Source organism: uncultured Tenacibaculum sp. (assembly GCF_947499065.1).
GTDB lineage: Bacteria > Bacteroidota > Bacteroidia > Flavobacteriales > Flavobacteriaceae > Polaribacter.
In genome coordinates, this window is the sequence record NZ_CANMMT010000002.1 from 670,876 (window position 1) to 697,676 (window position 26,801).

Consider the following 26,801-nt stretch of genomic DNA (forward strand, 5'->3'; position numbering starts at 1 on the left):
ACTGCTCTAAAAACACTTTTATTTCGTTTACTTTTACCTTACAATTAATATTCATGAAAAAACTATTCTATCTCATCCTTTTGTTATCTAGTATCTCTTGTAAATATGAATTCAAAAGATATAAGCATAGAGACAAGATGTATAAAATTCAAAGAAGTTTTTTATTCAAAACTGGAGACAATCCGTTATGGGCTACAAAAGATTTTGATGATAGTAATTGGAATATTGAAAATAAAGTTCCTGAAGGAGATGATATTTTTTGGACTAGAAAAATAATTAATATAACAGAAGTTCCTGATTCTCTACAATTAATAGGTATAAATATCAATGCTTTTGGAGCATATGAAGTGTTTTGGGATGGTGTTTTAATAGGTAGAAATGGAGAACCTGGAAATGAATTAAACAATGAAAAAACAGGAAGAACGACAGATAAATATCTAATTCCAAACAACTTACTTGAATTAGGAAACCACACTTTAGCCTTACGAATGTCGCAACTTTACGAAAAAGGAGCTCCTCGTGGAATTTATATATACATAAAAGATTATAACGAACTAGTTACCGATAAGTTAAAAGATACTATTTATATCAATATTTTGGCTGGAGCATTTTTACTGGCCACTATTTACTATTTCTTTTTATACATAAGTGATAGGAAGCAATACACAATGTTGTTATTTAGTATTTCTAGCTTTTTATTTTTCTTACTAATTATACTAGAATATATTAAGTTTTACATTCCAATACACTATTCACATTTTGTTTTACGTTTAGAAGCTATTGGTTATTTAACTTTATTCATATCCTTTATAGTTCCTTATTATTTTTCTGTACAGTTCACTTTTCCTTTCCGAAAATGGTTTTTCTTAGCATATAGTATTTTTCTAATATGGATTCATCAGTATTACTCACATTCATATGATCATACAGCTTTATTTTTAGCTCAGATGATGTGGCTCTCTTCTACTCTAATTATCTGTTACGCTATATACAAAAAACAGAAAGCCGCTATTGTTGTTTTGTTTGGTTTATTATTGAGTTTTACTGTATATAAAATATCCATTTTCGATGTAAGCTTATTTGTAAGTTTTGCTATTATTTCTTTATGTATGTTTTATATATTATCAATAAAACTAAAAGAGCAAAGACTCGCTTTTGAACATACAATAGCAGAATCTACCAGATTAAAATATGAATTATTAAAAAAGAAAATACAGCCTCATTTTTTAATGAATACCTTAACTTCTTTAATCGATTGGGTTGAAGAAGCTCCTGATAAAGGCGTTGAATTTATTGAAGCTTTAGCAGGCGAGTTTGATTTATTAAATCAAGTAGAAAATGAAACTTTAATTCCAATTTCTCAAGAAATAAAGCTATGTAAAAGTCATTTGAATATTATGAGGTATAGGAAAGAAATAGAATACCTTTGGGAAGATGAAGGTGTTTTAAATGATGATTCTCAAACCATTCCTCCTGCTATTATTCATACTTTACTTGAAAATAGTATTACACATTGCTTACCTCTTAAAAACAACTCAATGCGTTTTAAATTGGTCGTAGAAACAAGTGATAATAAACAAAAATATACCTTTCTAACCTATGCTAAAGTTAGAAGCTCTCAAAAAGATAGATCAGACGGAACTGGTTTTAAATATATCAAAGCACGTTTAACCGAAAGTTATAAAAATAATTGGAGCTTTAGTTCTGAGCCTACTGAAAATGGATGGAAAAATGTAATAACGATTATAAAATAGCTTATGAAAATTTTAATTATTGAAGATGAAGCTCGTATTGCTAAAAGAGTGGAACGTATGACCAAAGAGTTCTTTTTAAATACACTTCAAGAATTAACTTGTATACATTCCTTAACAGAAGGCATAGAACATATTCAAAACAATCAATTAGACTTATTATTACTTGATTTAAACCTGAACGGTGAAAGTGGTTTTGACGTACTAAAAAATAGTGTTTCAGAATCTTTTCATACCATTATTATTTCAGCCAATAAACATCAGGCACTAACCGCTTTTGAATATGGGGTTTTAGATTTTGTTCCTAAACCTTTTAATAAAGCAAGGTTAGAACAAGCTTTTAATAGAATTATACGAAAAGAAGAAGTAACTACAGAAAATCTTCAATATTTAGCTATTAAAAAACGTACTGGAGTGCAATTAATAGATATTAAAAATGTACGATATATCAAAGGTGCAGGCGTGTATACCGAAGTGTTTTTATCAAACAATCAGAAAGAATTACACGACAAATCTTTAGAAAAACTTTCTCAATTATTACCAGAATCTTTTCAACGTATTCATAAATCATATCTAGTAAAAATTACTGAAATCAAAGAAATTATTGTACAAACTGGTAGTAAATATTCTGTTGAATTAAATAACGGCGAAATTCTCCCCGTTGGTAGAACTAAGTATAAAGAATTGAAAAAACTATTTTTATAAAAAAAGGTTGAAAATTTATTTTTTCAACCTGTCTTTAGTGTATTCTATTTTTGTTTTTCCGTGGGCTATTGGACTTCCATCTTCATCTAAACTAACCATAACTATTTTATCAATAGCAATAATAGTTTTATGAGTAATCTTATTACGTACTTCACAATTTAAAGTAATTGATGATCTTCCAAATTTTACAACTTCAATACCAATTTCTATTATATCTCCTTTTTTAGCTGAGCTTACAAAATCTATTTCAGACATAAACTTTGTTACTGTTTTAGGAATTTCTAATTGAATAATAGCATATAAAGCTACTTCCTCGTCAATCCATTGTAACAATCGCCCTCCAAATAAAGTTCCATTTGGATTTAAATCTTCTGGTTTTACCCATTTTCTAGTGTGAAATCTCATATATTTTATTTTACTACAAATTTCAATATTTAGGTCTTGTTAACCTATCAAACATCATTTGTTTTTTATATTTTACCATAGTATTTTCTAATAAACCACTCTATAGATAAGAGTCCAATAATTAAAAACAACGTCCATTTCCAATTAATTAAATTTTCTTTATTACTAATTGATTTTTGGGTTGTATAATAAGATTTATTAAGGGATAAATCTTCTAGTAAATTATCAACTGAGTTTGTATAAAACAACTTTCCTTTTGTTTTTAAAGCTAATGAATTAAGCTTTTTATAATTAGCATTTGTAAACTGTTCTTCTATTTGATAATCGGTTATTTTAAATTTTCCATAACTATTTATATTTTGATTTTTTACCGACACTCTATAACTATAATCACCAGAAGTTAAGCCTTCAACCGATACCTGAAATGAATTATTTACAAGTGAAAATGGTAAAGTTTTTTTCTCTTTACTCTCTGTATTTGTAATTGTTAGCTGTAGTTCTGCTCTATTATCAAATTGGTAATTTTTATCTACATAAAAAGCTGTGATGCTAATTGGTACATTGGCCGCATATAAACGTTCTGCACTAACTTCTAATCTTTTTCTTTTTTTATTAGACGCTAAATATTGAGTTAAGCTACCTATAAATGTATCGAACGTTTCAAAAGATTGTTCTTTTAAAAAACTTGCTGCTCTCCATTTCCAAATTCCTTCTCCAAATAAAACTGCATACTTTTTTTCATTATTCTCAATGGTAGTTAACAAAGGCTGTTGCGTTTCTACTCCAGCAAATTTTTGATACAATAAACTTTGCGATTTGCTATCTAAGGTAACTTCACCAAACTTGTCTCTAAGCGGAGGAAACTCGTTAAAACCAATGTCTTTTTGTAAAAAAGTTAAAAAACCATCATTATAAATAGCTGCATATTCTTCTACTTGATTGATCGCTTGCTTTCGAACACCTAATTTTAAAGAATTTAGAAAGTTCCAATCTGTCTTAGTTCCTGAGATTACTAAATAATTTGAAGAAACTTTTTCAAAAAACTTTTTAAAATAACTATTGGGCTGATACAATACATAAAACTGATATTCTGAAAAATTAATATTCCTATCGTTAATTAAAGCTATATCTGCCTTACGTTGTTTATTACTTTCTATTGACTTTTTAAGAGCTCCTAAATCAGGATGTAAAAAAGAGCTTACTATCAACACCTTTGTTTGTTCATCAAGTACTTCTACCGAAAAGTTTTTATAGTTATTCTTTGTATTTTTTTCATTCTCAATTTTACTAATCGAAGCTGAGTAGTATTGTAAACCTTTTTCTCCTGATAACAAATTAATCGAAACTGTTTGCGATGGATTTGATGGAGAAAACTGTAGTTTTTTTGAAAAAATTCTTTTCCCTTTATGCGATATTGTAAAAGTAGAGTTTACTTGCTCTTTTCCTTGATAATACAAAAGAGTTTCTACAGGAAATTTATTTTTTATATAACTGTATTTATTTACATTCAATTGTGAAATTTGTATATCTTGATATGTAGTAGTATCACCAACAACTATAGGATATACACTTTTGTTTATATTTAAATATTCATAATCATTTCCTTTTGTTTGATTACCATCACTAATTAAAATAGTAGCGCTATTTGCTTCTTTATTTAATTCACTAATTGATATTATTGCTTGTGAAATGTCTGTTTGAGTTTCTGAAAAAGATAAACTATCTAATGCTTTTATATTTTTTCCATAAGTAAACAATTGTACATCAAACTTATCTTGTATTTTTTTATTGTTTTCAATTTCTTGTACAATGCCTGCTATCTCTTTTTCCTGCTTAAAATGTTTAACAGACAAAGAATTATCAACTAAAACAGCTAAAACTGGTTTGTTATTTTCAGTTTCAACCATTTCAATTTTAGGATTGATTAATAGTAGTAACAGTAAAAACAAACTCAATGCTTTTAAAAAGAATAAAAAAACATGGATTTTAGGCATTTTTTTAGCTTTATAAAAATATTGAAAGAAAGCAATTGCAACGCTTACTAAAACTGCTAATACTATATAAAAAAGAGTCAATGATTCCACAAAAGATATTTTAATCTGTGAATATAAAAATATCTATTCAATTAAATTAATCTAATAAGTTTTCATTTATGATTTCGGTCATAAATTAATTAGTCTATGGGTAATAATTTTGTAGTAAATATTATTAGGCATGAGTACAACAAAACAATTAACTGTAAGTAATTTAAATACTAAGACTTTAAATTTCAACCCAATAAAAACAATAAATCAAAAGATAGCAGAAGAAAAAAAGAATGCTATTGGTATATCTGTTATTTTAATAATGATAGGTACTATGATTGCTTCTTTTTCTGCGGCCTTGGCTGTGCATGGAGAAGTAAATCTGTTCCCATTAATATTTACCTGTGTGTCGGCTATGGGAGCAAATGCCTTAGCTATAAGTCAACGACCATTTAAAGTTGTTGCTTGGGGATTTATAATTAATATTTTAGGAAATATTTTATTAATTATTTACCAGCTTGCGCTTTTGGCTTAGCATCAAACATTTTAAAAAAGAGCATGGAAGCTATATTTCGTGCTCTTTCTTTAGCTTCATGAGCTTTTTTTCCAATAAAAAGATTATCAATAGTTTCAAACCATAATTGAAGCCATCTTCCAAAATGTTCTTGAGAAATGCTATGATCAAAGTTTTTATCTAAATCTTTATGTGCTTTCATAGGATTTCCTTTAAACTTACGAACAAAGAAAAGATTGGTTTCCCAAAAATCGGTAAGTTTTTGCAAATGACTTTCCCAAGTTTCATCTGGAATGGTTTTTATAAAAATCGGACCAATAAAGTCATCTTCTTTAATTTTATCATAAAAAGTAGATACTAATAAATATACATCTTCTCTATTCTCTATTTCTTTTCTATTCATCAAAAACTATTTATTAATAAGCAACAAAAGTATATCTTTATACTGTTGCAATTTATGACTTAAATCATAATGATACCTAAAGAACTTTTACTAAGCTATAACGCTCAATATAAAACCTATAAAAAAGGAGAAATTATTTTTTCTGAAAATCAAACTGCTCATAACTATTTTCAAATTAGTAATGGAGCTATTAAAATGAATAATTATAATGAAGATGGAAAAGAGTTTATTCAAGGTATTTTTTATAAAGAACAGAGTTTTGGTGAACCTCCTTTATTTATCGATGTAAAATATCCTGCCAATGCAGAAGCTATTTCTGATTCAGAAGTTATAGTAATTTCAAAAGAACAACTATTTAATTTACTCCAAGAAAACCCAGAAATTCATTTAAAAATAACACAAAGTCTAGCCAAACGTTTATATTATAAAGCAATTATAGCTTCCGAAATTTCTAGTCAAGAACCAGCTCATAGAGTTCTTCGATTTTTTGATTATTTAAAAAATGATGTCTATAAAATTAAGGGAGACTTTACTTTTAAAATAGAATATACAAGACAGCAAATTGCCGATATTCTAGGCTTACGTGTAGAAACAGTAATACGTGTAATAAAATTATTGGAAAAGAAAGGTGATCTTAAAATCTTAAAACGAAAAGTTTATCGTTAAATTCCTTTCAGATATCCTTTAACATAATATAAGTATTTTCTATTTTTGTTGCTTACAACACAACAACAAAAAATGAACTTAACACAATTAAATGCCATCTCTCCTATTGATGGTAGATACCGCAATAAAGTTGCGGATTTAGCTAATTATTTTTCAGAAGAAGCCTTAATTAAGTACAGAGTAAAAGTAGAAATAGAGTATTTTATTGCTTTATGTGAAATTCCTTTACCTCAGTTAGTTGATTTCAACAAAGATTTATATTCAAACCTTCGTGAAATTTACACTTCTTTTTCGTCTGATGATGCTCAGAAAATTAAAGATATCGAAGCAATTACCAATCATGATGTAAAAGCTGTTGAATACTTTATTAAAGAAAAATTTGATGCTTTAAATTTACAAGCTTATAAAGAGTTTATCCATTTCGGATTAACTTCTCAAGATATTAATAATACTGCCATTCCTTTATCTATTAAAGATGCAATGAATGACGTTTATTATCCTACTTTAGATACTTTAGTATGCAAATTAGCTGATTTATCTGAAGAATGGGAAAACATTCCAATGCTAGCTCGTACACATGGCCAGCCAGCCTCTCCTACTCGTTTAGGAAAAGAATTTTTTGTATTTGTAGAGCGTATTAATAATCAAGCAATACACATACAGCACACGCCACATGCAGCAAAATTTGGAGGTGCTACAGGAAATTTCAATGCACATAAAGTAGCATATCCAGACATTGATTGGAAAAATTTTGGAACCCATTTTGTTGAAGAAATTTTAGGGTTACATCATTCATTTCCAACTACTCAAATTGAGCACTATGATCATATGGCAGCTTTATACGATGGCTTAAAACGTATAAACACTGTTTTAATCGATTTAGACCGTGATGTTTGGACCTATGTTTCTAACGATTATTTTAAGCAAAAAATAAAGAAAGGTGAAGTAGGTTCTTCGGCAATGCCGCATAAAGTTAATCCAATTGATTTTGAAAATTCTGAAGGTAATTTAGGAATTGCAAACGCTATTTTTGAGCACTTATCGGCTAAATTACCTGTATCTAGATTGCAACGTGATTTAACTGACAGTACTGTTTTACGTAATATAGGAGTTCCTTTTGGACATACCTTAATTGGTTTTGCTTCAACTTTAAAAGGTTTAAATAAGTTATTATTAAACGAAGAAAAATTTGAAGAAGATTTAGAAAACAATTGGGCTGTAGTTGCAGAAGCTATTCAAACAATTTTACGTCGAGAAGCATATCCAAATCCATACGAAGCTTTAAAAGGTTTAACACGTACAAACGAAAAAATAACACAACAGTCTATTGCTAATTTCATTGATACTTTAGAAGTTTCTTCTGAAATAAAAAATGAGTTAAAAGCAATTACACCATCTAATTATACAGGAATTTAATTTTATGAATATCATCATTTTTGGACCTCCTCTTGCTGGAAAAGGGACGCAATCTAAGAACATAATCACTAATTTTGGTTTAACACATCTTTCTACTGGAGATGTCTTAAGAGCAGAAAAGTCTCAAGAAACCGATTTAGGTTTAAAAGCTTCCGAATACAGCAATAAAGGTTTATTAGTTCCTGATGAATTGGTAATGAAAATTCTTGAAAAAGTTTACACTCAAAGTGACAACAAAAAAAACTTTTTATTTGATGGATATCCTAGAAATGTTATTCAAGCAGAACACTTAATTAATATTTTAGAAAAGGATAATAATACTATAGACTTTGTTATTTATTTAAAAGTACCTAAAGAAGTATTGTTAGAAAGAGCCAAAAGAAGAGCTAAAGAAGAAAATAGAAAAGATGATGCAGATCAAAATACGGTATTAACTAGAATTGTCGAGTTTATTACCCAAACGGTACCTGCAATAGATTATATTAAAGGAAAAAACATTCCTACTCTAGAAATTGATGGAAATCAATCTATTGAAATTATTAGTCAAACTATTTACCAAAATTTAAAGTCTTTATAAACATGATTAAAGTTGTTAACTTTTCATTTTCTTTAAAAAATAGCCTTAAAGTTGCTTTTTGTCTTTTTGCTATTTCATTTATCTCTTGTTCTCCAGAAAAGAAAGGAGATCCAACTCGTTTTAAATATGGAACTTTTGAAATTCCAGCTGGAGAGGGCTATGGAAAAACTATTATTGTAAGGAAAGATAGCTTACAAATTGAAGAATACACTAAAAAAGTAAGTATTTCTACAGATAGTTTAACCACTGTTAAGGAAGAAAAACATATTGATACACTTTACATTAAGTGGAAAAATAATTTTGCCTATAACTTAAAAATGAAAAATCCAAAAACAGATTTGGATAAAGACCCTATATTTGTTCAAATTACAAAAGTAACCGATAGCTCTTATAGTTTTACAGCTAGAATTGGTTACTCTAATTTTAAACAAAAAGGAACTGTATATAAAGTAAAATAAACTATGGAAATTTTCTTACAACCCGACACTTGGGGTGCATTAGTAACCTTAACTTTTTTAGAAATTGTTTTAGGTATTGATAACATTATTTTTATATCAATAGCAGCAAATAAATTACCTGAAAACTTACAAAAAAAAGCCACTAATATAGGTTTGGTTTTAGCAATGGTATTACGTATCGTTTTACTATTTGGTATTTCTTTACTTATAGCCATGAATGCTCCATTATTTCATGTAGACTTTTCTTGGTTTAAAGCAGGAGTTACAGGACAAGCTTTAATCCTATTTGCTGGAGGTATATTTCTACTATATAAAAGTACCAAGGAAATTCATCATAAAGTAGAAGGTCATGAAGAAGATACCGAAGATGGAAAACCTCAAAAAGGATATACATTAACACAAGCTATTATTCAAATTACATTAATTAACATTGTATTCTCTTTTGATTCAATTTTAACGGCAGTTGGTATGACAAACGGTGTTGAGGGAGCTATGATTATTATGATTGCTTCGGTTGTTTTATCAATGGTTATTATGATGTTATTTGCTAACCCTGTAGGTAAGTTCGTAAACAAGCATCCAACAATTCAAATGTTAGGGTTATCATTCTTAATATTAATTGGATTTATGCTTATTGCTGAAAGTGCTCATTTATCGCATGCAAAACTATTTGGTGAAGCAATAGGTACAATTCCAAAAGGATATTTATATTTCGCTATTACTTTTTCATTATTAGTTGAAATGCTAAACATGAAAATGCGTGGAAATTCAAAAAAATAACGCTAATTAGTTAAAATTATACTATTTTTTAATAAGACCTGTTTTATAATTATAAATAGGTCTTATTTTTTTATACATTTGCGAACTGAGTTATGTTCAGCTTTAAAAGACATATTGCCCTTTTACTTATCTTTTCGTTGCTAACACCAACATTAGTTAGGGCTTCTCATGACCTTTTTGAAGATCATGAACATATTGCTTGTACTTCTAAAACAGAGCAACATTTACATGAACTAGAAAGTGATTGTGGTGATTTACACTTACAATTAAAAGTTACTTATTTTGATTTAGGTAATAATTATGAATTATTTCCTGAAGATATTCATGTAGAAAAAACTCTTAGAAGTCCAAAGCAACTAAGCTCAAATTTCACTTCACTTAAATCATCACGCGCACCGCCTAGTTATACAATAATTACGTAATCTTTTTATTCTATTATTTATAACTAAAAAATTTAATGAACTTAAAAAATATTGTTCTGATGCTTTTGTTATGGAGTTTTTCTTCTATAATAATAGCACAAGAAGAATGTACATATACATTCTCAGGTTTAGTAGATGATTTTCATGATAAATCGCCCATAATTGGGGCAACGGTTTTAATTAAAAATCAAAACAAATATGCCACTACAGATATAGATGGAAAATTTACCATCAATAATATATGTAAAGGTACTATCACAGTTGAAATTTCTCACGTTGCTTGTGAACCTAAAACTTTAACTTTTACGATAGATAAAAACCTTTATAAAATTATTGATTTAGAGCACCACATTGAAGAATTAAACGAAGTAAGCGTTAAAGCTAAGACGGGGTTAAAAACTAAAACTTCTCAAGAAACTTTAATAAAAACAAAAACTTTAGAAAAATTCAGTAGTGCAAGTCTTGGTGATGCTTTGAAAGATATATCTGGTGTGTCTTCTATTAATACTGGGAACTCTATTGTTAAACCTGTAATCAACGGTTTACACAGTAGTAGAGTGCTTATTTCTTTTAATAATGTGCGTTTACAAGATCAAGAATGGGGAATAGAACACGCTCCTAATATTGATTTAAACGCTGCAGAATCTGTTTCAGTTATAAAAGGAGCTAATGCATTACAATATGGTGGAGATGCTATAGGAGGAGTTGTTATTGTTAATCCCTCAAAAGTTCTTATTAATAAAGATACTTTATATGGAAAAACAATTCTTTCTCAGCAATCTAATGGAAGACTTTTTAATATTACTAGTAGTTTGCAAAAAAATTATGCAAAGGGCTGGTATATAAATGGACAAGCTTCATACAAAAGAGCTGGTGATTTTAGAGCACCTGATTACTATTTGACAAACACAGGAATAGATTCTAAAGCATTTACAATTGCTACAGGATTTAAAAAGTTCGATAAAGGTTTTGAACTTTTTTATAGTCACATAGCCAATAAAATAGGAATTCTAAGCGCCTCTCATGTAGGTAGTGCTTCTGACTTAAGAAATGCTATTAATAGCCCTACTCCATTAAAAATAAGTGATTTTAGTTATACAATAGACAACCCAAAACAAGATGTTACTCACCAATTACTTAAAGCTAGTTATTATAAACGTTTTAAAGGAATTGGTAAATTATCTTTACAATATGACTTCCAAAGCAACAATAGATTAGAGTTTGATTTAAGAAGAGGTGACAATAAAAATTTAGCAGCCACTGATTTATTATTAAACACTCATTCTTTTAGAGCCGATTTAAAAATGGATGCAAATCCTGATCGAATTTATAAATTTGGAATTATTGGAAGTTACCAAAATAATTTCCCTGACCCAGCAACTAAAGTAAGAAGAATCATACCTGATTATGATAAATATACTTTTGGAGCTTATGGAATTGGAAATTATAGGTTTGAAGACATCTTACTAACTGCAGGTATTAGATACGATTTTGAACATATAGATGCTAAAAAGTTTTATCAAATTTCAAGATGGAATAGTTTAGGTTATCAAAATGATTTTAGTCATATTATAATTGATCCAAATGTACAAGGCACTCAATTATTGGCAAATCCTGTATTTACTTACCATAATATTTCGGCATCATTAGGTATTTCTTATGATATTAATGAAAAAAGTTCTTTAATTGCTAACTATGGTTTAGCAAATAGAGCGCCTAATGCTTCTGAATTATTCAGTGCTGGGTTACATCATTCTGCTGCCAGAATAGAATTAGGAGATTTACGTATACAACCAGAAACGTCTAATAGATTTTCTGCTACTTATAATTTTAACCACAAAAAACTTGATTTTTCTGTTGAAGGGTTTTACAACTTTATAAATGATTTTATATACATAGAACCATCAGGAGCTGAATTAACACAACGTGGTACTTTTGTTACTTGGGATTATAAACAAGTAAACGCACATTTATTTGGTATCGATACTAATATAAGTTATCAAATAAATAAAAATTTAAGTATCGGAAATAAAACTTCGTTTCTTAGAGGAAAAGATACAAGTAACAAACGTGATCTTATAGATATTCCTCCATTTAAGACGGTAACGCAACTTACTTTTAACAAAGCTGAATGGTATAATTTCAATGCTTCTGTTCAAAGTGAATTTAATGCTAGACAAAACAATTTCCCTAACAACAATTTTGACATTTTTATCCCTCAAACTAATAGTTATGAACTTGTTGATATTAGTACACCTCCCAATGCTTACCATTTATTAAATTTTTCGTCAGGTATAGAGTTTAATCTATTTAAAACCAATATGGGATTAACATTTTCTGTAGACAATATACTTAATACCAGTTATCGAAATTATTTAAACAAACTACGCTACTTTGCTGATGATTTAGGGAGAAACTTTAAAATTCAATTAAAAATTAATTATTAAAAAAACACATTATGAAACTTATTAAATTATTTTCAATACTTACTATTTTTTCTTTAGTATTCGCTTCTTGTTCTGATAGTACTCCTACTGTTGTAAATGAAGAGGAGGTTATAACAACAATGAAAATTGTATTAACTCCTAATGGAGGAGGTAATGCTGTAACTATCCAAAGTAGAGATTTAGATGGTGATGGTCCTAATCCACCTGTAATTACTCCAAGTCCAATTTCACTTGCTGCAAATACAACTTATAGTGCGGTTATTACTTTATTAAATGAAACTGAAAATCCTGCTGGAAATGTAACAGACGAAGTAGCTAAAGAAGCTGATGAGCACCAATTCTTCTATAGTGCTAGTGGAATTGCTGGTACTTTTACTTATGCAGGAGCTAACGATTCTAATGGAAACCCAGTTGGAATTCAATTTACAGTTGCTACTGGAGCTGCTGGAAATGGAACTTATACAGTTACTTTAAGACATGAGCCTAACAAATCGGCTACTGGTGTTAAAGGTGGAGATATTACTAATGCTGGTGGTTCTACTGATATCGAAGTTAGCTTCCCTATTATATTACAATAATAAACTATTTATATTGTAAAAAACCTCAGGTTAATCCTGAGGTTTTTTATTTACTCTTTTAGATAGTATTAAGAATCAAAAACTCCCCAAAATTGGGGAGTTTTCTTCTTATATAAACAAACTTTAACTTAATAAAGTTTTAGTGCTTTTCCTTTTTAAGCAATTCCGGAAATTTCTGCTTAAAACGATTTAACCTAGGAATAGAAACCTTTTGTACATAAGGATTTTCTGGATGTAATCTCTCATAATTTTGATGGTACTCTTCCGCTGGATAAAACTTGGTAAATTTTGTTACTTCTGTTACTATTTTACCTTTATAAATTTCTTTATTTAACTTTTTAATTGTGTTTTCAATTATTTGTTTCTCTTTATTATTACTATAAAATGCAATAGACCTATATTGACTTCCATAATCTGGATGCTGTCCATTTTTTGTTGTAGGATTATGTGACCCAAAATAAACATCTACCAAAGTTTGAAAGCTCACTACTTTAGGATTATAATAAACAGCTACCGTTTCTGAATGCCCAGTTCTTCCAGTTCCTATTTTTCTATAAGTAGGATTTTTTGTGTGTCCACCTGCATAACCAGAAACTGCTTCCTCTACTCCTTTCACACTTTCAAAAATAGCTTCTACGCACCAAAAACATCCGCTTGCAAAATAAGCTACTTTGGTATCTTTTGAGTAAGATATGACTTTATCATTCTCTTTAATTTCTTCTTTTTTTGTAAAATTTGTAAAAATAATAGCTGATAAAAACACTGCTGAAAGTGCTATTGATTTTAGTATCTTCATAAATTATAATCTTTTATATCTATTCAGTCGTGTAAAAAAACAAGTTTTTACAATTGTTTACAACTTTAGGTTTTCCTTAAGAAAATTGTTTGTGAGTTGCCATCGGGTTTTTTACTTTTGTTTACGTAAATAGTAGCAATTAAATGGAACATTTTATAGTATCAGCACGTAAGTATCGTCCTCAAAATTTTGAAGATGTTGTTGGCCAACAAGCCATCACCAATACTTTAGAGAATGCTATAAAAAACAATCATTTAGCACAAGCATTACTTTTTACAGGACCTCGTGGAGTTGGTAAAACTTCTTGTGCTCGTATTCTAGCAAAAAGAATAAATCAAGAAGACGCTACTAATGAAGATGAAGATTTCGCTTTTAATATTTTTGAATTAGATGCCGCTTCAAACAACTCTGTAGACGATATTCGAAACCTAACGGACCAAGTTCGTATTCCACCTCAAACTGGAAAATATAAAGTTTATATTATTGACGAGGTTCATATGCTTTCCCAAGCAGCTTTTAATGCTTTTTTAAAAACATTAGAAGAGCCGCCAGCACATGCTATTTTTATTTTAGCAACAACCGAAAAGCATAAAATTATTCCAACAATATTATCACGTTGTCAAATTTTCGATTTTAAGCGTATAGGTGTCTTAGATGCTAAAGAGTATTTAAAAACGATTTGTGCCAAAGAAAATATTACAGCTGAAGATGATGCTTTACATGTAATAGCTCAAAAGGCTGATGGTGCCATGCGTGATGCTTTATCTATTTTTGATAGAGTTGTTAGTTTTTCTGGTAGTAACTTAACACGTGAAGCCGTTACTCAGAATTTAAATGTATTAGATTATGATGTTTATTTTAACATTACTGATTTATTACTTGAAAATAAAATCCCAGAAGTATTAATGGCTTTTAATGATGTTTTAGCCAAAGGCTTTGAAGGACATCATTTTATAAACGGTTTAGCATCTCACTTTAGAGATTTATTAGTTGCTAAAGATGAAGCTACCATACAATTACTAGAAGTTGGAGATAATACAAAGAAGAAATATTTAGATCAAGCTAGAAAAGCTAATATGCAATTTTTGCTTCCAGCTATTGACAAAGCCAACGATTGTGATTTAAAATATCGAGGAAGTAAAAACCAACGTTTACTGGTAGAACTTACCTTAATGCAAATAGCCTCTATCACTTTTGATGGAGCAAAAAAAAAATCTAGCAACTACATAATTCCGGCTACTTTTTTTACTTCTTTATCCCCTTCTGTAAAGAAGATTGCAATACAACCAATTGTAAAGGCTACAGAAATTCCTCAGGAAACAAAACAACCTGAAGTTAAAGAAACTCCACAAGCCCAATCTACAAAACCAATGTTGAAAAACATTAAACGTAGGGCTTCTGCTCTTTCTTTAAAAAGCGTACATAAGAAAAAGGTTGTTGTTACTAATGATGATGATGAAAACTTCGAAAATCACCCAAGAACTCCTTTTACTAATGAAGAATTAGCAGAAGCTTGGAAAAAATACTATTTTAAATTACAAGGATTAGGTGAACGAAGTATGGCTGCTATTTTAGCATCGGATACTCCATTATTAGGAGCTAATCATAAAATAAAGTTCTCAGTTCCTAACGAATTAATGAAGTCCCAATTAAGAAAAGGGAAACCAAAATTAATGCGTTATTTACGTGAAGCTTTAAATAACTATGGTATTGAAGTTGATATTGTAGTAAATGAAACTATAGAAAAAAAGTTTGCCTATACTCCTCATGAAAAATATGAGAAATTAAAAGAGAAAAATCCTTTAATTGAAAAGTTAAAGCAAACTTTTGGTTTAGATCTCTAATTTTTTACCTAAATAAACAATAGCGTTGTTTTCTTTAATATTTGCCGTATTAAATGTTGGTAATACTTCTAAGGTATCTCCTACTTTTACAAATAATGGTATTGATTTTATCTCTTCCTCAATTTTTTCAAGTTTAGTTACAAAATCTTCTTCTGATTTTACAATCAATTCATGTATCGTAGGATAATCTCTCGCGCTTTCATTCAAATTAAAGTAATCATCATTTTCTGTAAACAGATTCATTTCTTCTTCTGTTTCACTATCTTTAACTTCTTTTGAACTAGCTACTCTATAGGCGCCATGCTCACCATACAATTCAGATAATTGTGTTATTGCATATTTATTAACCACATCACTACCAGTCATTGCTATCAGGTAACCAACGTCACTTAATTCTACCTTATCATCGATACTATCATTATAAATATCAATATCAAAAGCTTCAATTTCATTATTACGAGCTTTTTCAATATAATCTTTGTTCTGATCTAATAGTATTACCCTTCTATCATTATCTTTTAAATATTTTGCAATCACTCTTGCTGCTTCAGAAGCTCCAATAATAACTATTGCTTCAGATTGTTTTAAGAATACTCCCACTAGTTTAGCAAACAAACGTGCTGTAGTTGCATTTAATAGTACTGTACCCAATACAATCATAAATACCAAAGGAGTTATATATTCTGCACCTACTACACCTTGTTTCATTAGTTTAGTTCCAAATAATGAAGCAATACCAGCTGCTACAATACCTCTGGGTCCAACCCAACTTATAAATAATTTTTCATTGAGTTTTAAAGTTGAACCTCGTGTACTTAGAAATACACCTAAAGGACGTATTACTAAAACTACAATAGCAAATAACAATAGTGCTTCCCAGTTAAAAATAAGTTGAAGCTGACTCATATCCATGTTTGCCGCCAACAAAATAAATAGGATGGAAATTAATAATACTGAAAGTGATTCTTTGAAATATAGTAATTCGTCAAAACTATGAATTTTACTATTCGCTATTACCATTCCCATTACTACTACCGATAATAAACCAGATTCGTGGGCAAATAAATCTGACAATACAAATACAAATAATACCATCGATAATGATACCACATTCAACAAGTAATGTGGAACTAACTTTCTATTTACTATAAATATTAAAGCATGGGCAAACGTAAAACCAAAAGTTGAACCAAATAATAAGATTTTACCAAACTCAAGTAAAGCTGTTTTTGTAAAACCACTTCCTCCTCCAACACTAATAAATTCAAAAACCAATACTGCTATTAATGCTCCAATTGGGTCAATTAAAATCCCTTCCCATTTTAGTACAGCTGCTACATCTTTTTTAAGAGGTACATTTCTTAGTATTGGTGAGATTACGGTAGGACCTGTAACTATAATCAATGCTGAAAACAACATTGAAATTTCCCACCCCAATCCAAAAATATGATGTGCGACAATACCTGAAACAATAAATGTTACTGCAGAACCTAAAGTAATCAGCTTTGTAATAACCGGACCAACATTAGATATTTCACTTTGTTTTAATGTTAAACCTCCTTCAAAAAGAATAATACTAATGGCTAAAGACACAAAATAGAATAGACCATCGCCAGGAAATAATCCTTTTTTCCCATTCCATATAGGTTCAATCCATTTACTTCCATCAGAACTAAAAAATTCAGCAGCAACAGGGCCTACTAATAGTCCTATTAAAATTAAAGGTAATATTGCTGGGATTTTAAATTTCCACGCTACCCATTGTGCTAAAATTCCTAAAATGATGATTCCTGCTAGTTCTACCATAGTCTTTATTATGTAAAAAATATTATTTCTCGGAATAAGAATAAAATTCTATCTTCGAAAACTTAAAAATAAACAATATTTTGATTAAAAAAATTTTAATTGGTATTGCTTTCTCTCCTAATTTAAAAGCGAATTTATTTGAAGCTTTACGATTGGGGAATATGCTTGGAGCTCAAGTAATTGGTGTACATGTTGGAGAAAAATCTGAAGAAAGAGAAAAACAATTACAGCAGCTTTTAAACGAAGCTCCGGCACTAGAACAACCTTTCAAAACGATCTGGCAAGAAGGTAAACCGGTCGATGTTATACTTCAAACGACAAAACAAGAGCAAATAGATTTATTAATATTGGGTGCTTTACAAAAAGAGAAACTATATAAATATTATGTAGGGTCTATAGCAAGAGAGCTTACACGTAAGGCTAAATGTTCTGTATTACTTTTGATAAAACCATCTATTGAAAGAATTCCTTGTAATCATGTTGTTGTAAGTGGTTTGGAAGATGATAAAACAAAAGAAACTATTAAAGCTGCTTTAACTATCTCTAAAAACTTAGATTGTAAAAGAGTTACCATTGTTGAAGAAATTAGTCAAACTGAACTAAATGTAAAAGTTAACGACGATGCTTCTTTACGTAAAGCTACTTTAGCAAAAGAACGTTTAAAGGAGCGTGAAGATTTCCGTGTACAATGTGTACTTGATGAAATTGATACCAAAGATATTATTATAAAAAAGCAAAGTATTTTCGGACGTAGAGGATATTCTATAGGTCACTACGCTAAAGTAAAAAGAGCTGATTTACTTGTAATGAGTGCTCCTAAAAAAATGGGAATCATCGATAGAATTTTCCCACATGATTTAGAATATATTTTAGCTGAATTACCAACCGATGTTTTAATCGTTAAATGAATGAGTAAGAAAAATCAATTTAAAACATTTTTAGGAGAATTACCTCAAAACATATTTTCAGGTTTTGTAGTTTCATTAATTGCACTACCCTTAGGTTTAGGATTAGCTTTAGCGTCTGGAGCTCCTCCTATTTCAGGAATTATTGCTGCAATTATTGGAGGTTCGATGGTTGCCATTTTAGGAGGTTCTAATGTTACTATTACAGGACCTGGTAACGGGTTAGTAGTTGTAATTTTAGCAGCTATTACTACTTTAGGTGCTGGCGATATGCATCAAGGTTTCCTATATACCTTAGCCGCCATTGTTGTTTCTGGAATTATCATGATCATCTTAGGTTTTTTACGCCTTGGATCTTTAGGAGACTTTTTCCCTTCATCAGCAATTCAAGGAATGTTAGCTGCCATTGGTATTGGGATTTTTGCGAAACAAATTCATGTAATGTTTGGTAATTTAAATGCCAAAGGGAGCATTGTTGACCTATTAATACAAGTTCCTCAAGGTCTTATTGATTTTGTTAATACCGACAATACAAGTACTTTTTATGCTGGTTTAGTAGGTATAGGTAGTTTACTTATTATGGTTTTTTATAGTAAAATAAGAAACAAATACTTTCAATTAATCCCTGCACCAATGTGGATTGTTGTTTTAAGCGTAGGTTTATACTATTACTATGATATGTTTTCTGCAGCTCCATATCCGATTGATAAAAGTATATTGATTAATTTACCTGATGATGTATTGTCTAACTTCGCCTTTCCTGATTTTAGTAAAATTTATCAATTCGACTTTATCAACGCTGTAATAGCTATTACTTTAATTGCTAGTATTGAAAGTTTATTAAGCATTAAAGCTGTTGATAAACTTGATCCTTTAAAACGTCGTTCTAATGTAAACAAAGACATTAGAGCCTTAGGTTTAGCTACAGTTATTAGTGGTTTATTAGGAGGTTTAAATGTGGTTACTGTAATTGCACGAAGTTCTGTAAATGTTAATAATAAAGGTAGTAATCGTTCTGCTAACTTTTTTCATGCAGCATTTTTAGTAGTTTTCATTCTATTATTTGCTACCGAATTACGTAAAATACCACTTCCAGCCTTAGCTGCCATTTTAGTATATACTGGATATAAATTAGCTTCACCTGAAAATATTCAAAAAGTATTTAAAATTGGTAAAGAGCAATTAGTTATTTTCTTAGCTACTTTAATTACTACAATTACAACAAGTTTAATTACAGGTATTTTAGCGGGAATTTTTATAACTTTTGTTATCCACGTTTTTATAAACAAAAACTTTATGTTTTTCCTTAAAAATCTATTAAAGCCTAATGTTTTAATGTTTAAAGAAGACGATAAATACTATGTTTCTGTTGAAAATTTTTCAAGCTTTTTAAACTATACAAAATTAAAAGCTAAACTAGATCAAATACCAGAAAATGAAGATGCTATAATTGACTTTACACTATGTGATTTTGTTGACCATTCTGTAATGGAAAATCTTCATAATTATGCTGAATCTTTTAAACGTAAAGGAGGACATTTTGAAGTAATTGGACTTGACGGTTATAAAACCGGTAGTGAGCATCCTTTTGCTTTACGTAAAAATATTCCTCTTCAAACAGAAGAAACTAGAAAACCTAATAGCTTAACTAAAAGGCAAAAGTCTCTACAAAGTATTGGTAATGAATTAGGTTGGAATTATGCCGTTTTACCTAAAGAACCAGTTACACGAATTCCTCATTTTGGTTATTTTAAAACTAGACAAATAAATAAAGTATCTAATATCTTATCTAATAAGAAATGTACCTTATTTGATGTAGAATTTCATGAAGGAGAACTTTTTGCTAAGCAAATTATAAAAGCTACCATGTTACATATTAATTTGGGTCAAGAAGTACCTGAATTTACCTTAGATAGAGAAGGAATTTTTGAATACATATATCACTTTGCTGGTTTTAAAGATATTGATATTGAAAACCATCCTGATTTTTCAAAAAGGTTTTATTTATCTGGAAAAGACGAGTTAGAAATCAAGTCTTTCTTTACTGATGAATTGGTCTTATTCTTTGAAAGTAATAAATACTATCATATCGAAGCGAGTAATAAAGGCTTATTAATTATTGGTAGAGAGCGTTTAGCTGGTATTAAGGAAATTAAATCTTTAGCAGATTTTGGTATGCGTTTAAAGAATGTAATTACTGAGAAAAAAATGGCTGTTATTGAATCTGTATAAAACGAGTTTTTTCGTTTCCTGAGTCATCAATAACAGTAATTTTATAAGTTCCTTCTTTAGGCTTTATAGATTGTTCATGATACTGCTGTGTTTTTCCTAGGTATTTATCATTAATATACCAATAAACATTAGCATCATCATTTGCATGCATTAACTTTAAAATGATTGGATTTAAAGCACCATTTTCATTTTTTGTTAAAGATAACTTAGAATAGTTTTTAGAAGGAAAAATAAAATCTATTGTATTATTTTCAAGTTGTATACAGTCTTCTCTAAAATTTGGTAATACTCTATAAGCAGCATTTTTTTGCTGATAATAATACGCCATTAGAGGAGGCAGCTCGAACCAAACAATATTTTTCATGTTACTAATAGATTCACATGATGAATTTACTCGGTATTTTTCTGAAGTATCTACAGTTATTTCCTTGTGATACGGACATGACTTAGCATTTATTCCACTTTTAGGAATTCGTTTTAGTACCGATTTACATATTGGCAATGCTAAATAGCCACTTTGTTTACATACTTTTTCTTCAATTAAATCTTCAAAAGGTTCTAAAAACCAATCTGATTTTGGTAAAATATCAAAAACATCAAACATTAAAGGTGCTGCACTTCCTACTCCCGTTAAATCTGGACGTCCCTCTCCATCTGAATTCCCCATCCATACGCCTACTACATATTTTGGAGTAACTCCAATTGCCCAAGCATCTTTATTACCAAAACTAGTTCCTGTCTTCCACCCTATTTTTTGTGAAGAATCAAAATATTTCCAAGCTTGATCTGTCAATGGCCTATTAACTTCTGTTAATGTATTTAAAGTAGTAAAAGCTGATCCAGCATCTATACTTAAATAACTTTCTTTAACAGCTCCAAAATCAACATCAGTAGCATATGTATAACTTGGGTTTTGATATTCATTTTGATAATATTTATGCTTTAAAGTTTCGTAATTATTTACAATACCTGCATAACCAGCATATGTTTTGCATAAATCCCATAAACTAGCTTCTGCTCCTCCTAATATTAATGACAATCCGTAATAATCAGCAGATTTGTTAATATCGTCAATGCGGTAATCTTTTAAATCCTCTGTAAACTTCTCTAAACCATATCGCTGTAACATTCGTACTGCTGGAATATTTAACGATCTTGTTAAAGCTTCATTTGCAGGTACTGCTCCATCAAAAGTTAAATTAAAATTATTGGGACTATATCCTGCTATTTCAGTAGGAATATCAGCAACTAACTGTGTTGGTAACAAATCTCCCGATTGTAACATATGCGCATATAATAACGGCTTTAATGTGCTTCCTGTACTTCTAGGAGCTATTATATTATTTACATCTTTTTGATGTTTTTTATCTGTTGGTGAATTCCCAACATAGCTAATCACTTTTCTTGTTTCAACATCCAAAACCAATACCGCCAAATTATATACTTCATTTTGTTTTTGACGTTCATAATGTTGCTTTGCTAAATTATTTACTTGTCGTTGTATATGGATGTCAATAGAACTTTGTACGTATTTACCTTCCTCTTTTTTGGCTATTTCCTGTACTAAGTGTGGAGCTATAGTAGGTAAAGCATAAGGTTTTTGAGGTAACTCTTCTTCAACTGCTAACTCATACGTAATTTGATCAATAATGCCTTCCTTATACAGTTTTTGTAATAGTCGATTTCTTTTTTTCTTTAATCTCTGTTGATTTTTTCCTGGATAAATTAACGAAGGTGCATTGGGTAATACTGCCAGCGTTGCACTTTCTGCCCATGAAAGCTGATGGGGTTGTAAACCAAAATAACGCCATGATGCCATTTCTAAACCTACTACATTACCTCCAAAAGGTGCATGAGATGCATATAGTTTTAAAATTTCTTTTTTCGAATAGCTAAACTCTAATCGAGTTGCTAATAGTAATTCTTTTAACTTTTCAAGATAAGAGCGTTGTTGATTTTTACGAGCTAAACGAATTACTTGCTGCGTAATGGTACTTCCTCCTCTAACAATTTTTTTAGCCTTGATATTGTCTATCATAGCTTTTCCTATAGCAACTGGATTAAAACCAAAATGCTGATAAAAATAGGCATCTTCAAATTGTAAGACACACTGTTCAAACTTTTTGGGTACAGAATCTAATTCAGGAAACCTCCATTGACCATCTTTTGCTACTACAGCGCCTAGTAATTCATTATTACTTGCTGTAACCACTGTTGATGTAGGAGTTTCGAATATTTTTTTAGGCAAACAGAAATAGTAAACAACCATTAATACACTTAAAATGATTGTCTTTATTTTATGCTTTTTAAAAAATTTGAAACTAATTTTCATCTACAATTTATTCAATTCAAAAGTATAAAGTTTATGCTTAAAATATAAAGTTAAGAAAGTTATATTTGCATCTTATTACATACTAATGAGTTTCACCTTACTTTCGTCTCCTTTACAAGGATTTACCGATTTTCGTTTTAGAAATGCCCAACACAAATATTTTGGTGGTATTGATACCTATTATGCTCCTTATATTCGTTTGAATGGGAAATTTAAAATAAAATCGAGTTACGAACGTGATTTATTACCTGAAAATAACACAACTTTAACGGTTATTCCTCAAGTTATTACCAACGACCCTGATGAATTTTTGTTTGTTGCTAAATATGTTCAGAGTTTAGGGTATAAAGAATTGAATTGGAACTTAGGTTGTCCTTACCCAATGGTTACTAAATCTGGTATGGGATCTGGATTAATATGCAATCCTGCTAGAATAGATGAAGTTTTACACAAAGCTCATAACGAAACAGACATTATTGTTTCAATGAAAATGAGAATGGGATATGAAAATAGTGAAGAAATTTTGCACTCTTTTCCTATTTTAGATAAATACCCTTTGAAAAGTATAGCGATTCATGCTCGAATTGGAAAACAATTGTACAAAGGTGGTGTAGACCTAGATGCTTTTCAAAAATGTATAGATGTAGCTAAACATCAATTGTATTATAATGGCGATATTACTTCTGTTGAAGGCTTTAACGCTATGAAAGAACGTTTTCCTAGTATTACGCATTTTATGATTGGTCGCGGATTAATTGCTGATCCATTTTTACCACAAATGATAAAAGATAATACTACAGAATATCCTAAGGATAGATGGAAACGTTTTGAAGCTTTTCATAATGAGATTTATGAACAATACGATGCTGCTTTATCGGGACCAACTCCTATTAAGATGAAAATGCTAGGTTTTTGGGAATATTTTTCAAAATCTTTTTCCGATCCTCGTAAAACCTATAAAAAGATTAAAAAGGCCAGCAATCCAAAAAAATACCAAGCTGCTGTTAAGGAGATATTAAATGGGGAGAGATAAATTGATTAAATTTAATTTATTAAATCTTTTGCTTTATTAAAAAACTCTTTTCCTTTTTCTTTAACATCGCCTCCCACTTCTTTTAATGTTTCAGTAGTCGAATATTTATTTAAGTTATTGGTCATTTCCTTAAATTTATCTATGACAGCAAACATTTCTTCTGTATGTGGTACTTTTTGTTTTTTCATTATTGTTTTCCAGTCAACTTCATTTAATTTAGAAAACATATACTTTGTTGCTATTTTACTCAAAAAATATTTATCATAGAAACCATTTAAAACATTTTCAGGCTCTCTGCTTTTCAAATAGCTTATAGATTCATCTATCCTTTTTTTATCCTTTGATGAAAGTAGTTTACCTGACTTTAATTTAGTTAAAGCTATAATTGCTTTTTCATTTTTCTCTTTTTTCAAATATAAATATGCTTCTATTGAATTAATAATTTCATTATTTAAACCAATTTCTTTAGAGTCATTTAAAAATATCTCAAAATCTTTCAAAGCTCGTTCTTCATCTATCTCTCTATTCATCATTAATCTATTAAAACCTCTAAATAAATGATTCAATGAATGAATTCCTAAATGAGTTTTTCTATTTTCTAAATTTCCCCATTGAAACATAGATCTTGTATATGGTAAATCAATGTTTTGATTTTCATTTAACCAATTTATATTTTTAGTTATTTCATTTTCTGACAAATAGTATAGTTTTTTTTCAAAAAACAAAAAGCCTCTAAAAAATTGTAGTAGTGTTTTTAACTCTGAATCTTGTAATAAATCTGGATTTGTTTTTGAACATTCGTATAAAGAAATCTCTTTTCCTAAATCCTTACTTAAAATTACGATAGCACTTAAAATTGTGTGCTCTAAATTTTCTATTAATTGTTTTTCTTTACCTTTATAATATGCTCTTTTTTTACTAATAGAATCCCCATAAATTACATTAAACACATCTAAAAGTGGTGGAAACATATCTTCATCTGTTTTCATTATAAAACTTTCCATATTTTTATAATCGCGGTATAAGGATATGTAATCTAATAATGATAACTTTTCTGGATTTTTGATATTATGACTCATTAATTTTTTTGAAAGTCTATTTATATCTTTTCTATAAGAATTAAATTCTGCGGAAATGGTATCCTTTTCTACACTTGCTCTAAGTAATATTTTTCCAAATTTATATGGAGTAATTTTATATGAATCTAAACTTTTCAACAATACTTTCTTATCTATTTCCAATAACTCTCTATCAGTTTTTTCTTCCGTTGAGCAACTAAAAAATATAAATAAGATAACTGTTAAAATTTTACTTTTCATTTTTAATCTTTTTAAACAATACTAATACGTACTTTTTTATTCTTTAAACGTCTATTATTTAAGCTTTCAACTAGTCGTTTCGCTTCGATTACAGGTACTGCTATAAAAGCACAATCTTGCTTTAACTCTATTATTCCTACTTGTTCTTTAGTTAAATCTCCTTTTTTAAAGAATAAGCCTGCAATATCTCCTTTTGAAATTTTATCCTTTCTTCCTCCTGAAATAAATAGGGTTTCCCAATAACGAGATTTCATTTTTTCTTTATGTGAAATATCTGCGTTAGGTGCATCTTTAATAAACTCTGGTAAATTTTCTTTTTGCCATTTTAAAATATAAGCAGTTCCTTTTGCGTTTACTCTAGCAGTTCTACCATTTCGATGTGTAAATTCCTCTATTCGTTGTGGTAACTCATAATGAATTATATATTTCATTTCTGGAATATCAATTCCTCTAGCAGCTAAATCTGTAGCTAATAATACCTGACTAGTTCCGTTTCTAAACTTGATTAATGATCGCTCACGATCTCTTTGTTCCATTCCTCCAGAAAAACAACTATGTGCTATTTTATTCTTGGTTAAAAATTCACTGACTTGCTGAATACTATCTTTTAAATTACAAAATATAATTCCTTGCTGATTTCCTATATGTTGTAATAATTCTACTAATGTTTGATTCTTATTCTTTGAAGGAGATATCACTGTTTTTAGCGTCAGCTTTTTAGGTGTTTTTCCAGTTAAGTAATTTAATACTGTAGGATTGTTTAAACGTACAAAGTCTGGAATTTCAGTCTCTTTGGTTGCTGAAGTTAAAATTCGTTTATTAATGTTTGCTAATTGATTTATAATTCCTCGCATTTCATACTCAAAACCTACTTCTAACGATTTATCAAACTCGTCTAAAATTAATGTCTTTATATGCTCTTTAGAAAAACGATTATTTGCGAAATGATCTGCAATTCTCCCAGGTGTTCCAATTAAGATACTAGGTATATGTTTTAGTTCTGTTTTATCTTTCGCCATTGAACGTCCTCCATATACGGCATTTACTTTTAATCCTGTTCCCATTTCTCTAATCACCTGTTCAATTTGAATAGCTAATTCTCTTGAAGGCACTAATATTAATACCTGAACTTCTTTTTTATTCGGATCTATTAATTTTAATGTTGGTAATAGAAAACTCAATGTTTTTCCCGTTCCTGTTGGAGAAAGTATTACTGTATTTGTAGTGGTATCAATTGTTGAAATGGCTTTTTGTTGCATTTCATTTAGTTCATAGATATTCAATTTTGCTAAAATATCTTCTTGTGTTTTTATACTAATTCCCATAATTCTTAAAATATCTATGAAATTTTTATTCAGGACAAAGATAGGCAGTCTTTAACTAGAAAG

At 29.4% G+C, this 26,801-nt stretch carries 23 protein-coding genes; 15 read left to right on the forward strand and 8 right to left on the reverse strand.

All coding sequences use genetic code 11. The annotated features are described in order from the left end of the window. Positions 1–53: 53 nt before the first annotated feature. On the forward strand, positions 54–1,754 hold the full coding sequence (locus tag Q0958_RS07400) for a sensor histidine kinase (RefSeq protein ID WP_299121700.1): 1,701 nt from the start codon (positions 54–56) through the stop codon (positions 1,752–1,754). A gap of 3 nt (positions 1,755–1,757) precedes the next feature. After that, on the forward strand, positions 1,758–2,456 hold the full coding sequence (locus Q0958_RS07405; protein ID WP_299121702.1) for a response regulator transcription factor: 699 nt from the start codon (positions 1,758–1,760) through the stop codon (positions 2,454–2,456). A 15-nt stretch (positions 2,457–2,471) separates the two neighbouring features. Here Q0958_RS07405 and Q0958_RS07410 read toward each other — a convergent pair whose 3' ends face one another. Then, complete coding sequence (locus Q0958_RS07410; RefSeq protein ID WP_150898508.1) at positions 2,472–2,861, reverse strand: hotdog domain-containing protein; 390 nt, start codon at positions 2,859–2,861, stop codon at positions 2,472–2,474. 65 nt (positions 2,862–2,926) lie between these two features. Next, on the reverse strand, positions 2,927–4,855 hold the full coding sequence (locus Q0958_RS07415) for a VWA domain-containing protein (RefSeq protein WP_299121705.1): 1,929 nt from the start codon (positions 4,853–4,855) through the stop codon (positions 2,927–2,929). A gap of 220 nt (positions 4,856–5,075) precedes the next feature. Between Q0958_RS07415 and Q0958_RS07420 the strand changes: the two genes are divergently transcribed. After that, entirely contained in the window at positions 5,076–5,420 is a 345-nt protein-coding gene (locus Q0958_RS07420) for a hypothetical protein (protein ID WP_299121707.1), read from the forward strand. On the opposite strand, the gene Q0958_RS07425 is transcribed toward Q0958_RS07420, so the two are convergent. Continuing rightward, a complete protein-coding gene (locus tag Q0958_RS07425) occupies positions 5,392–5,802 on the reverse strand; it encodes a group III truncated hemoglobin (RefSeq protein ID WP_150898506.1) in 411 nt (136 codons plus the stop codon). The genes Q0958_RS07420 and Q0958_RS07425 overlap by 29 nt on opposite strands. Positions 5,803–5,871: 69 nt before the next feature. Here Q0958_RS07425 and Q0958_RS07430 point away from each other — a divergent pair, with 69 nt between their 5' ends. The 8 genes from Q0958_RS07430 (at position 5,872) to Q0958_RS07465 (ending at position 13,146) form a co-directional block, all read left to right on the forward strand. Continuing rightward, the gene (locus Q0958_RS07430; protein WP_150898505.1) at positions 5,872–6,468 is read left to right on the forward strand and encodes a Crp/Fnr family transcriptional regulator; all 597 of its coding nucleotides are present in this window, start codon (positions 5,872–5,874) and stop codon (positions 6,466–6,468) included. Positions 6,469–6,540: 72 nt separating this feature from the next. Continuing rightward, positions 6,541–7,884, forward strand: coding sequence for an adenylosuccinate lyase (purB, locus tag Q0958_RS07435; RefSeq protein WP_235275227.1), 1,344 nt, complete (start codon positions 6,541–6,543; stop codon positions 7,882–7,884). 4 nt (positions 7,885–7,888) lie between these two features. Further along, positions 7,889–8,461: an adenylate kinase gene (locus Q0958_RS07440; RefSeq protein ID WP_299121712.1), complete on the forward strand. Its 573-nt coding sequence runs from the start codon at positions 7,889–7,891 to the stop codon at positions 8,459–8,461. Positions 8,462–8,463: 2 nt separating this feature from the next. Further along, a complete protein-coding gene (locus Q0958_RS07445; protein ID WP_235275225.1) occupies positions 8,464–8,919 on the forward strand; it encodes a hypothetical protein in 456 nt (151 codons plus the stop codon). Between the two features lie 3 nt (positions 8,920–8,922). Further along, positions 8,923–9,699 carry a TerC family protein gene (locus Q0958_RS07450; RefSeq protein WP_235275224.1) on the forward strand — a complete coding sequence of 259 codons (777 nt, stop codon included), beginning with the start codon at positions 8,923–8,925 and terminating at the stop codon, positions 9,697–9,699. 137 nt (positions 9,700–9,836) lie between these two features. Continuing rightward, a complete protein-coding gene (locus tag Q0958_RS07455) occupies positions 9,837–10,121 on the forward strand; it encodes a hypothetical protein (protein WP_299121717.1) in 285 nt (94 codons plus the stop codon). A gap of 35 nt (positions 10,122–10,156) precedes the next feature. Continuing rightward, entirely contained in the window at positions 10,157–12,568 is a 2,412-nt protein-coding gene (locus Q0958_RS07460) for a TonB-dependent receptor (protein ID WP_299121718.1), read from the forward strand. Between the two features lie 11 nt (positions 12,569–12,579). Beyond that, positions 12,580–13,146: a type 1 periplasmic binding fold superfamily protein gene (locus Q0958_RS07465; protein ID WP_299121720.1), complete on the forward strand. Its 567-nt coding sequence runs from the start codon at positions 12,580–12,582 to the stop codon at positions 13,144–13,146. A gap of 139 nt (positions 13,147–13,285) precedes the next feature. Here the strand turns inward: Q0958_RS07465 and msrA are convergent, their stop codons facing one another. After that, positions 13,286–13,942: a peptide-methionine (S)-S-oxide reductase MsrA gene (gene msrA / locus Q0958_RS07470; protein ID WP_299121723.1), complete on the reverse strand. Its 657-nt coding sequence runs from the start codon at positions 13,940–13,942 to the stop codon at positions 13,286–13,288. Positions 13,943–14,085: 143 nt separating this feature from the next. Between msrA and dnaX the strand changes: the two genes are divergently transcribed. Beyond that, on the forward strand, positions 14,086–15,786 hold the full coding sequence (gene dnaX / locus Q0958_RS07475; RefSeq protein WP_150898497.1) for a DNA polymerase III subunit gamma/tau: 1,701 nt from the start codon (positions 14,086–14,088) through the stop codon (positions 15,784–15,786). On the opposite strand, the gene Q0958_RS07480 is transcribed toward dnaX, so the two are convergent. Further along, positions 15,775–17,592, reverse strand: coding sequence for a sodium:proton antiporter (locus Q0958_RS07480; protein ID WP_299121728.1), 1,818 nt, complete (start codon positions 17,590–17,592; stop codon positions 15,775–15,777). The two genes, dnaX and Q0958_RS07480, sit on opposite strands and share 12 nt — an antisense overlap. 80 nt (positions 17,593–17,672) lie before the next feature. On the opposite strand from Q0958_RS07480, the gene Q0958_RS07485 reads away from it, so the two are divergent. Next, positions 17,673–18,500 carry a universal stress protein gene (locus tag Q0958_RS07485; protein ID WP_299121729.1) on the forward strand — a complete coding sequence of 276 codons (828 nt, stop codon included), beginning with the start codon at positions 17,673–17,675 and terminating at the stop codon, positions 18,498–18,500. Further along, on the forward strand, positions 18,501–20,729 hold the full coding sequence (locus Q0958_RS07490) for a SulP family inorganic anion transporter (RefSeq protein ID WP_299121730.1): 2,229 nt from the start codon (positions 18,501–18,503) through the stop codon (positions 20,727–20,729). It begins immediately after the preceding gene. Here Q0958_RS07490 and pbpC read toward each other — a convergent pair. Next, a complete protein-coding gene (pbpC, locus tag Q0958_RS07495; RefSeq protein WP_299121732.1) occupies positions 20,713–23,061 on the reverse strand; it encodes a penicillin-binding protein 1C in 2,349 nt (782 codons plus the stop codon). The genes Q0958_RS07490 and pbpC overlap by 17 nt on opposite strands. Before the next feature lie 85 nt (positions 23,062–23,146). On the opposite strand from pbpC, the gene Q0958_RS07500 reads away from it, so the two are divergent. Continuing rightward, entirely contained in the window at positions 23,147–24,094 is a 948-nt protein-coding gene (locus Q0958_RS07500; RefSeq protein ID WP_299121734.1) for a tRNA-dihydrouridine synthase family protein, read from the forward strand. An 11-nt stretch (positions 24,095–24,105) separates the two neighbouring features. On the opposite strand, the gene Q0958_RS07505 is transcribed toward Q0958_RS07500, so the two are convergent. Both Q0958_RS07505 and Q0958_RS07510 read right to left on the reverse strand, forming a co-directional pair. Further along, complete coding sequence (locus Q0958_RS07505; RefSeq protein ID WP_299121735.1) at positions 24,106–25,413, reverse strand: short-chain dehydrogenase; 1,308 nt, start codon at positions 25,411–25,413, stop codon at positions 24,106–24,108. Between the two features lie 11 nt (positions 25,414–25,424). Next, positions 25,425–26,738: a DEAD/DEAH box helicase gene (locus tag Q0958_RS07510; protein ID WP_299121736.1), complete on the reverse strand. Its 1,314-nt coding sequence runs from the start codon at positions 26,736–26,738 to the stop codon at positions 25,425–25,427. Positions 26,739–26,801: the final 63 nt, after the last annotated feature.

Bases quoted from the DNA above. Each gene is read 5' to 3' on its own strand.
- Q0958_RS07400 (WP_299121700.1), top strand. From the start codon at position 54: ATGAAAAAACTATTCTATCTCATCCTTTTGTTATCTAGTATCTCTTGT.
- Q0958_RS07405 (WP_299121702.1), top strand. From the start codon at position 1,758: ATGAAAATTTTAATTATTGAAGATGAAGCTCGTATTGCTAAAAGAGTG.
- Q0958_RS07410 (WP_150898508.1), bottom strand. From the start codon at position 2,861: ATGAGATTTCACACTAGAAAATGGGTAAAACCAGAAGATTTAAATCCA.
- Q0958_RS07415 (WP_299121705.1), bottom strand. From the start codon at position 4,855: ATGCCTAAAATCCATGTTTTTTTATTCTTTTTAAAAGCATTGAGTTTG.
- Q0958_RS07420 (WP_299121707.1), top strand. From the start codon at position 5,076: ATGAGTACAACAAAACAATTAACTGTAAGTAATTTAAATACTAAGACT.
- Q0958_RS07425 (WP_150898506.1), bottom strand. From the start codon at position 5,802: ATGAATAGAAAAGAAATAGAGAATAGAGAAGATGTATATTTATTAGTA.
- Q0958_RS07430 (WP_150898505.1), top strand. From the start codon at position 5,872: ATGATACCTAAAGAACTTTTACTAAGCTATAACGCTCAATATAAAACC.
- purB (WP_235275227.1), top strand. From the start codon at position 6,541: ATGAACTTAACACAATTAAATGCCATCTCTCCTATTGATGGTAGATAC.
- Q0958_RS07440 (WP_299121712.1), top strand. From the start codon at position 7,889: ATGAATATCATCATTTTTGGACCTCCTCTTGCTGGAAAAGGGACGCAA.
- Q0958_RS07445 (WP_235275225.1), top strand. From the start codon at position 8,464: ATGATTAAAGTTGTTAACTTTTCATTTTCTTTAAAAAATAGCCTTAAA.
- Q0958_RS07450 (WP_235275224.1), top strand. From the start codon at position 8,923: ATGGAAATTTTCTTACAACCCGACACTTGGGGTGCATTAGTAACCTTA.
- Q0958_RS07460 (WP_299121718.1), top strand. From the start codon at position 10,157: ATGAACTTAAAAAATATTGTTCTGATGCTTTTGTTATGGAGTTTTTCT.
- Q0958_RS07465 (WP_299121720.1), top strand. From the start codon at position 12,580: ATGAAACTTATTAAATTATTTTCAATACTTACTATTTTTTCTTTAGTA.
- msrA (WP_299121723.1), bottom strand. From the start codon at position 13,942: ATGAAGATACTAAAATCAATAGCACTTTCAGCAGTGTTTTTATCAGCT.
- dnaX (WP_150898497.1), top strand. From the start codon at position 14,086: ATGGAACATTTTATAGTATCAGCACGTAAGTATCGTCCTCAAAATTTT.
- Q0958_RS07480 (WP_299121728.1), bottom strand. From the start codon at position 17,592: ATGGTAGAACTAGCAGGAATCATCATTTTAGGAATTTTAGCACAATGG.
- Q0958_RS07490 (WP_299121730.1), top strand. From the start codon at position 18,501: ATGAGTAAGAAAAATCAATTTAAAACATTTTTAGGAGAATTACCTCAA.
- pbpC (WP_299121732.1), bottom strand. From the start codon at position 23,061: ATGAAAATTAGTTTCAAATTTTTTAAAAAGCATAAAATAAAGACAATC.
- Q0958_RS07500 (WP_299121734.1), top strand. From the start codon at position 23,147: ATGAGTTTCACCTTACTTTCGTCTCCTTTACAAGGATTTACCGATTTT.
- Q0958_RS07505 (WP_299121735.1), bottom strand. From the start codon at position 25,413: ATGAAAAGTAAAATTTTAACAGTTATCTTATTTATATTTTTTAGTTGC.
- Q0958_RS07510 (WP_299121736.1), bottom strand. From the start codon at position 26,738: ATGGGAATTAGTATAAAAACACAAGAAGATATTTTAGCAAAATTGAAT.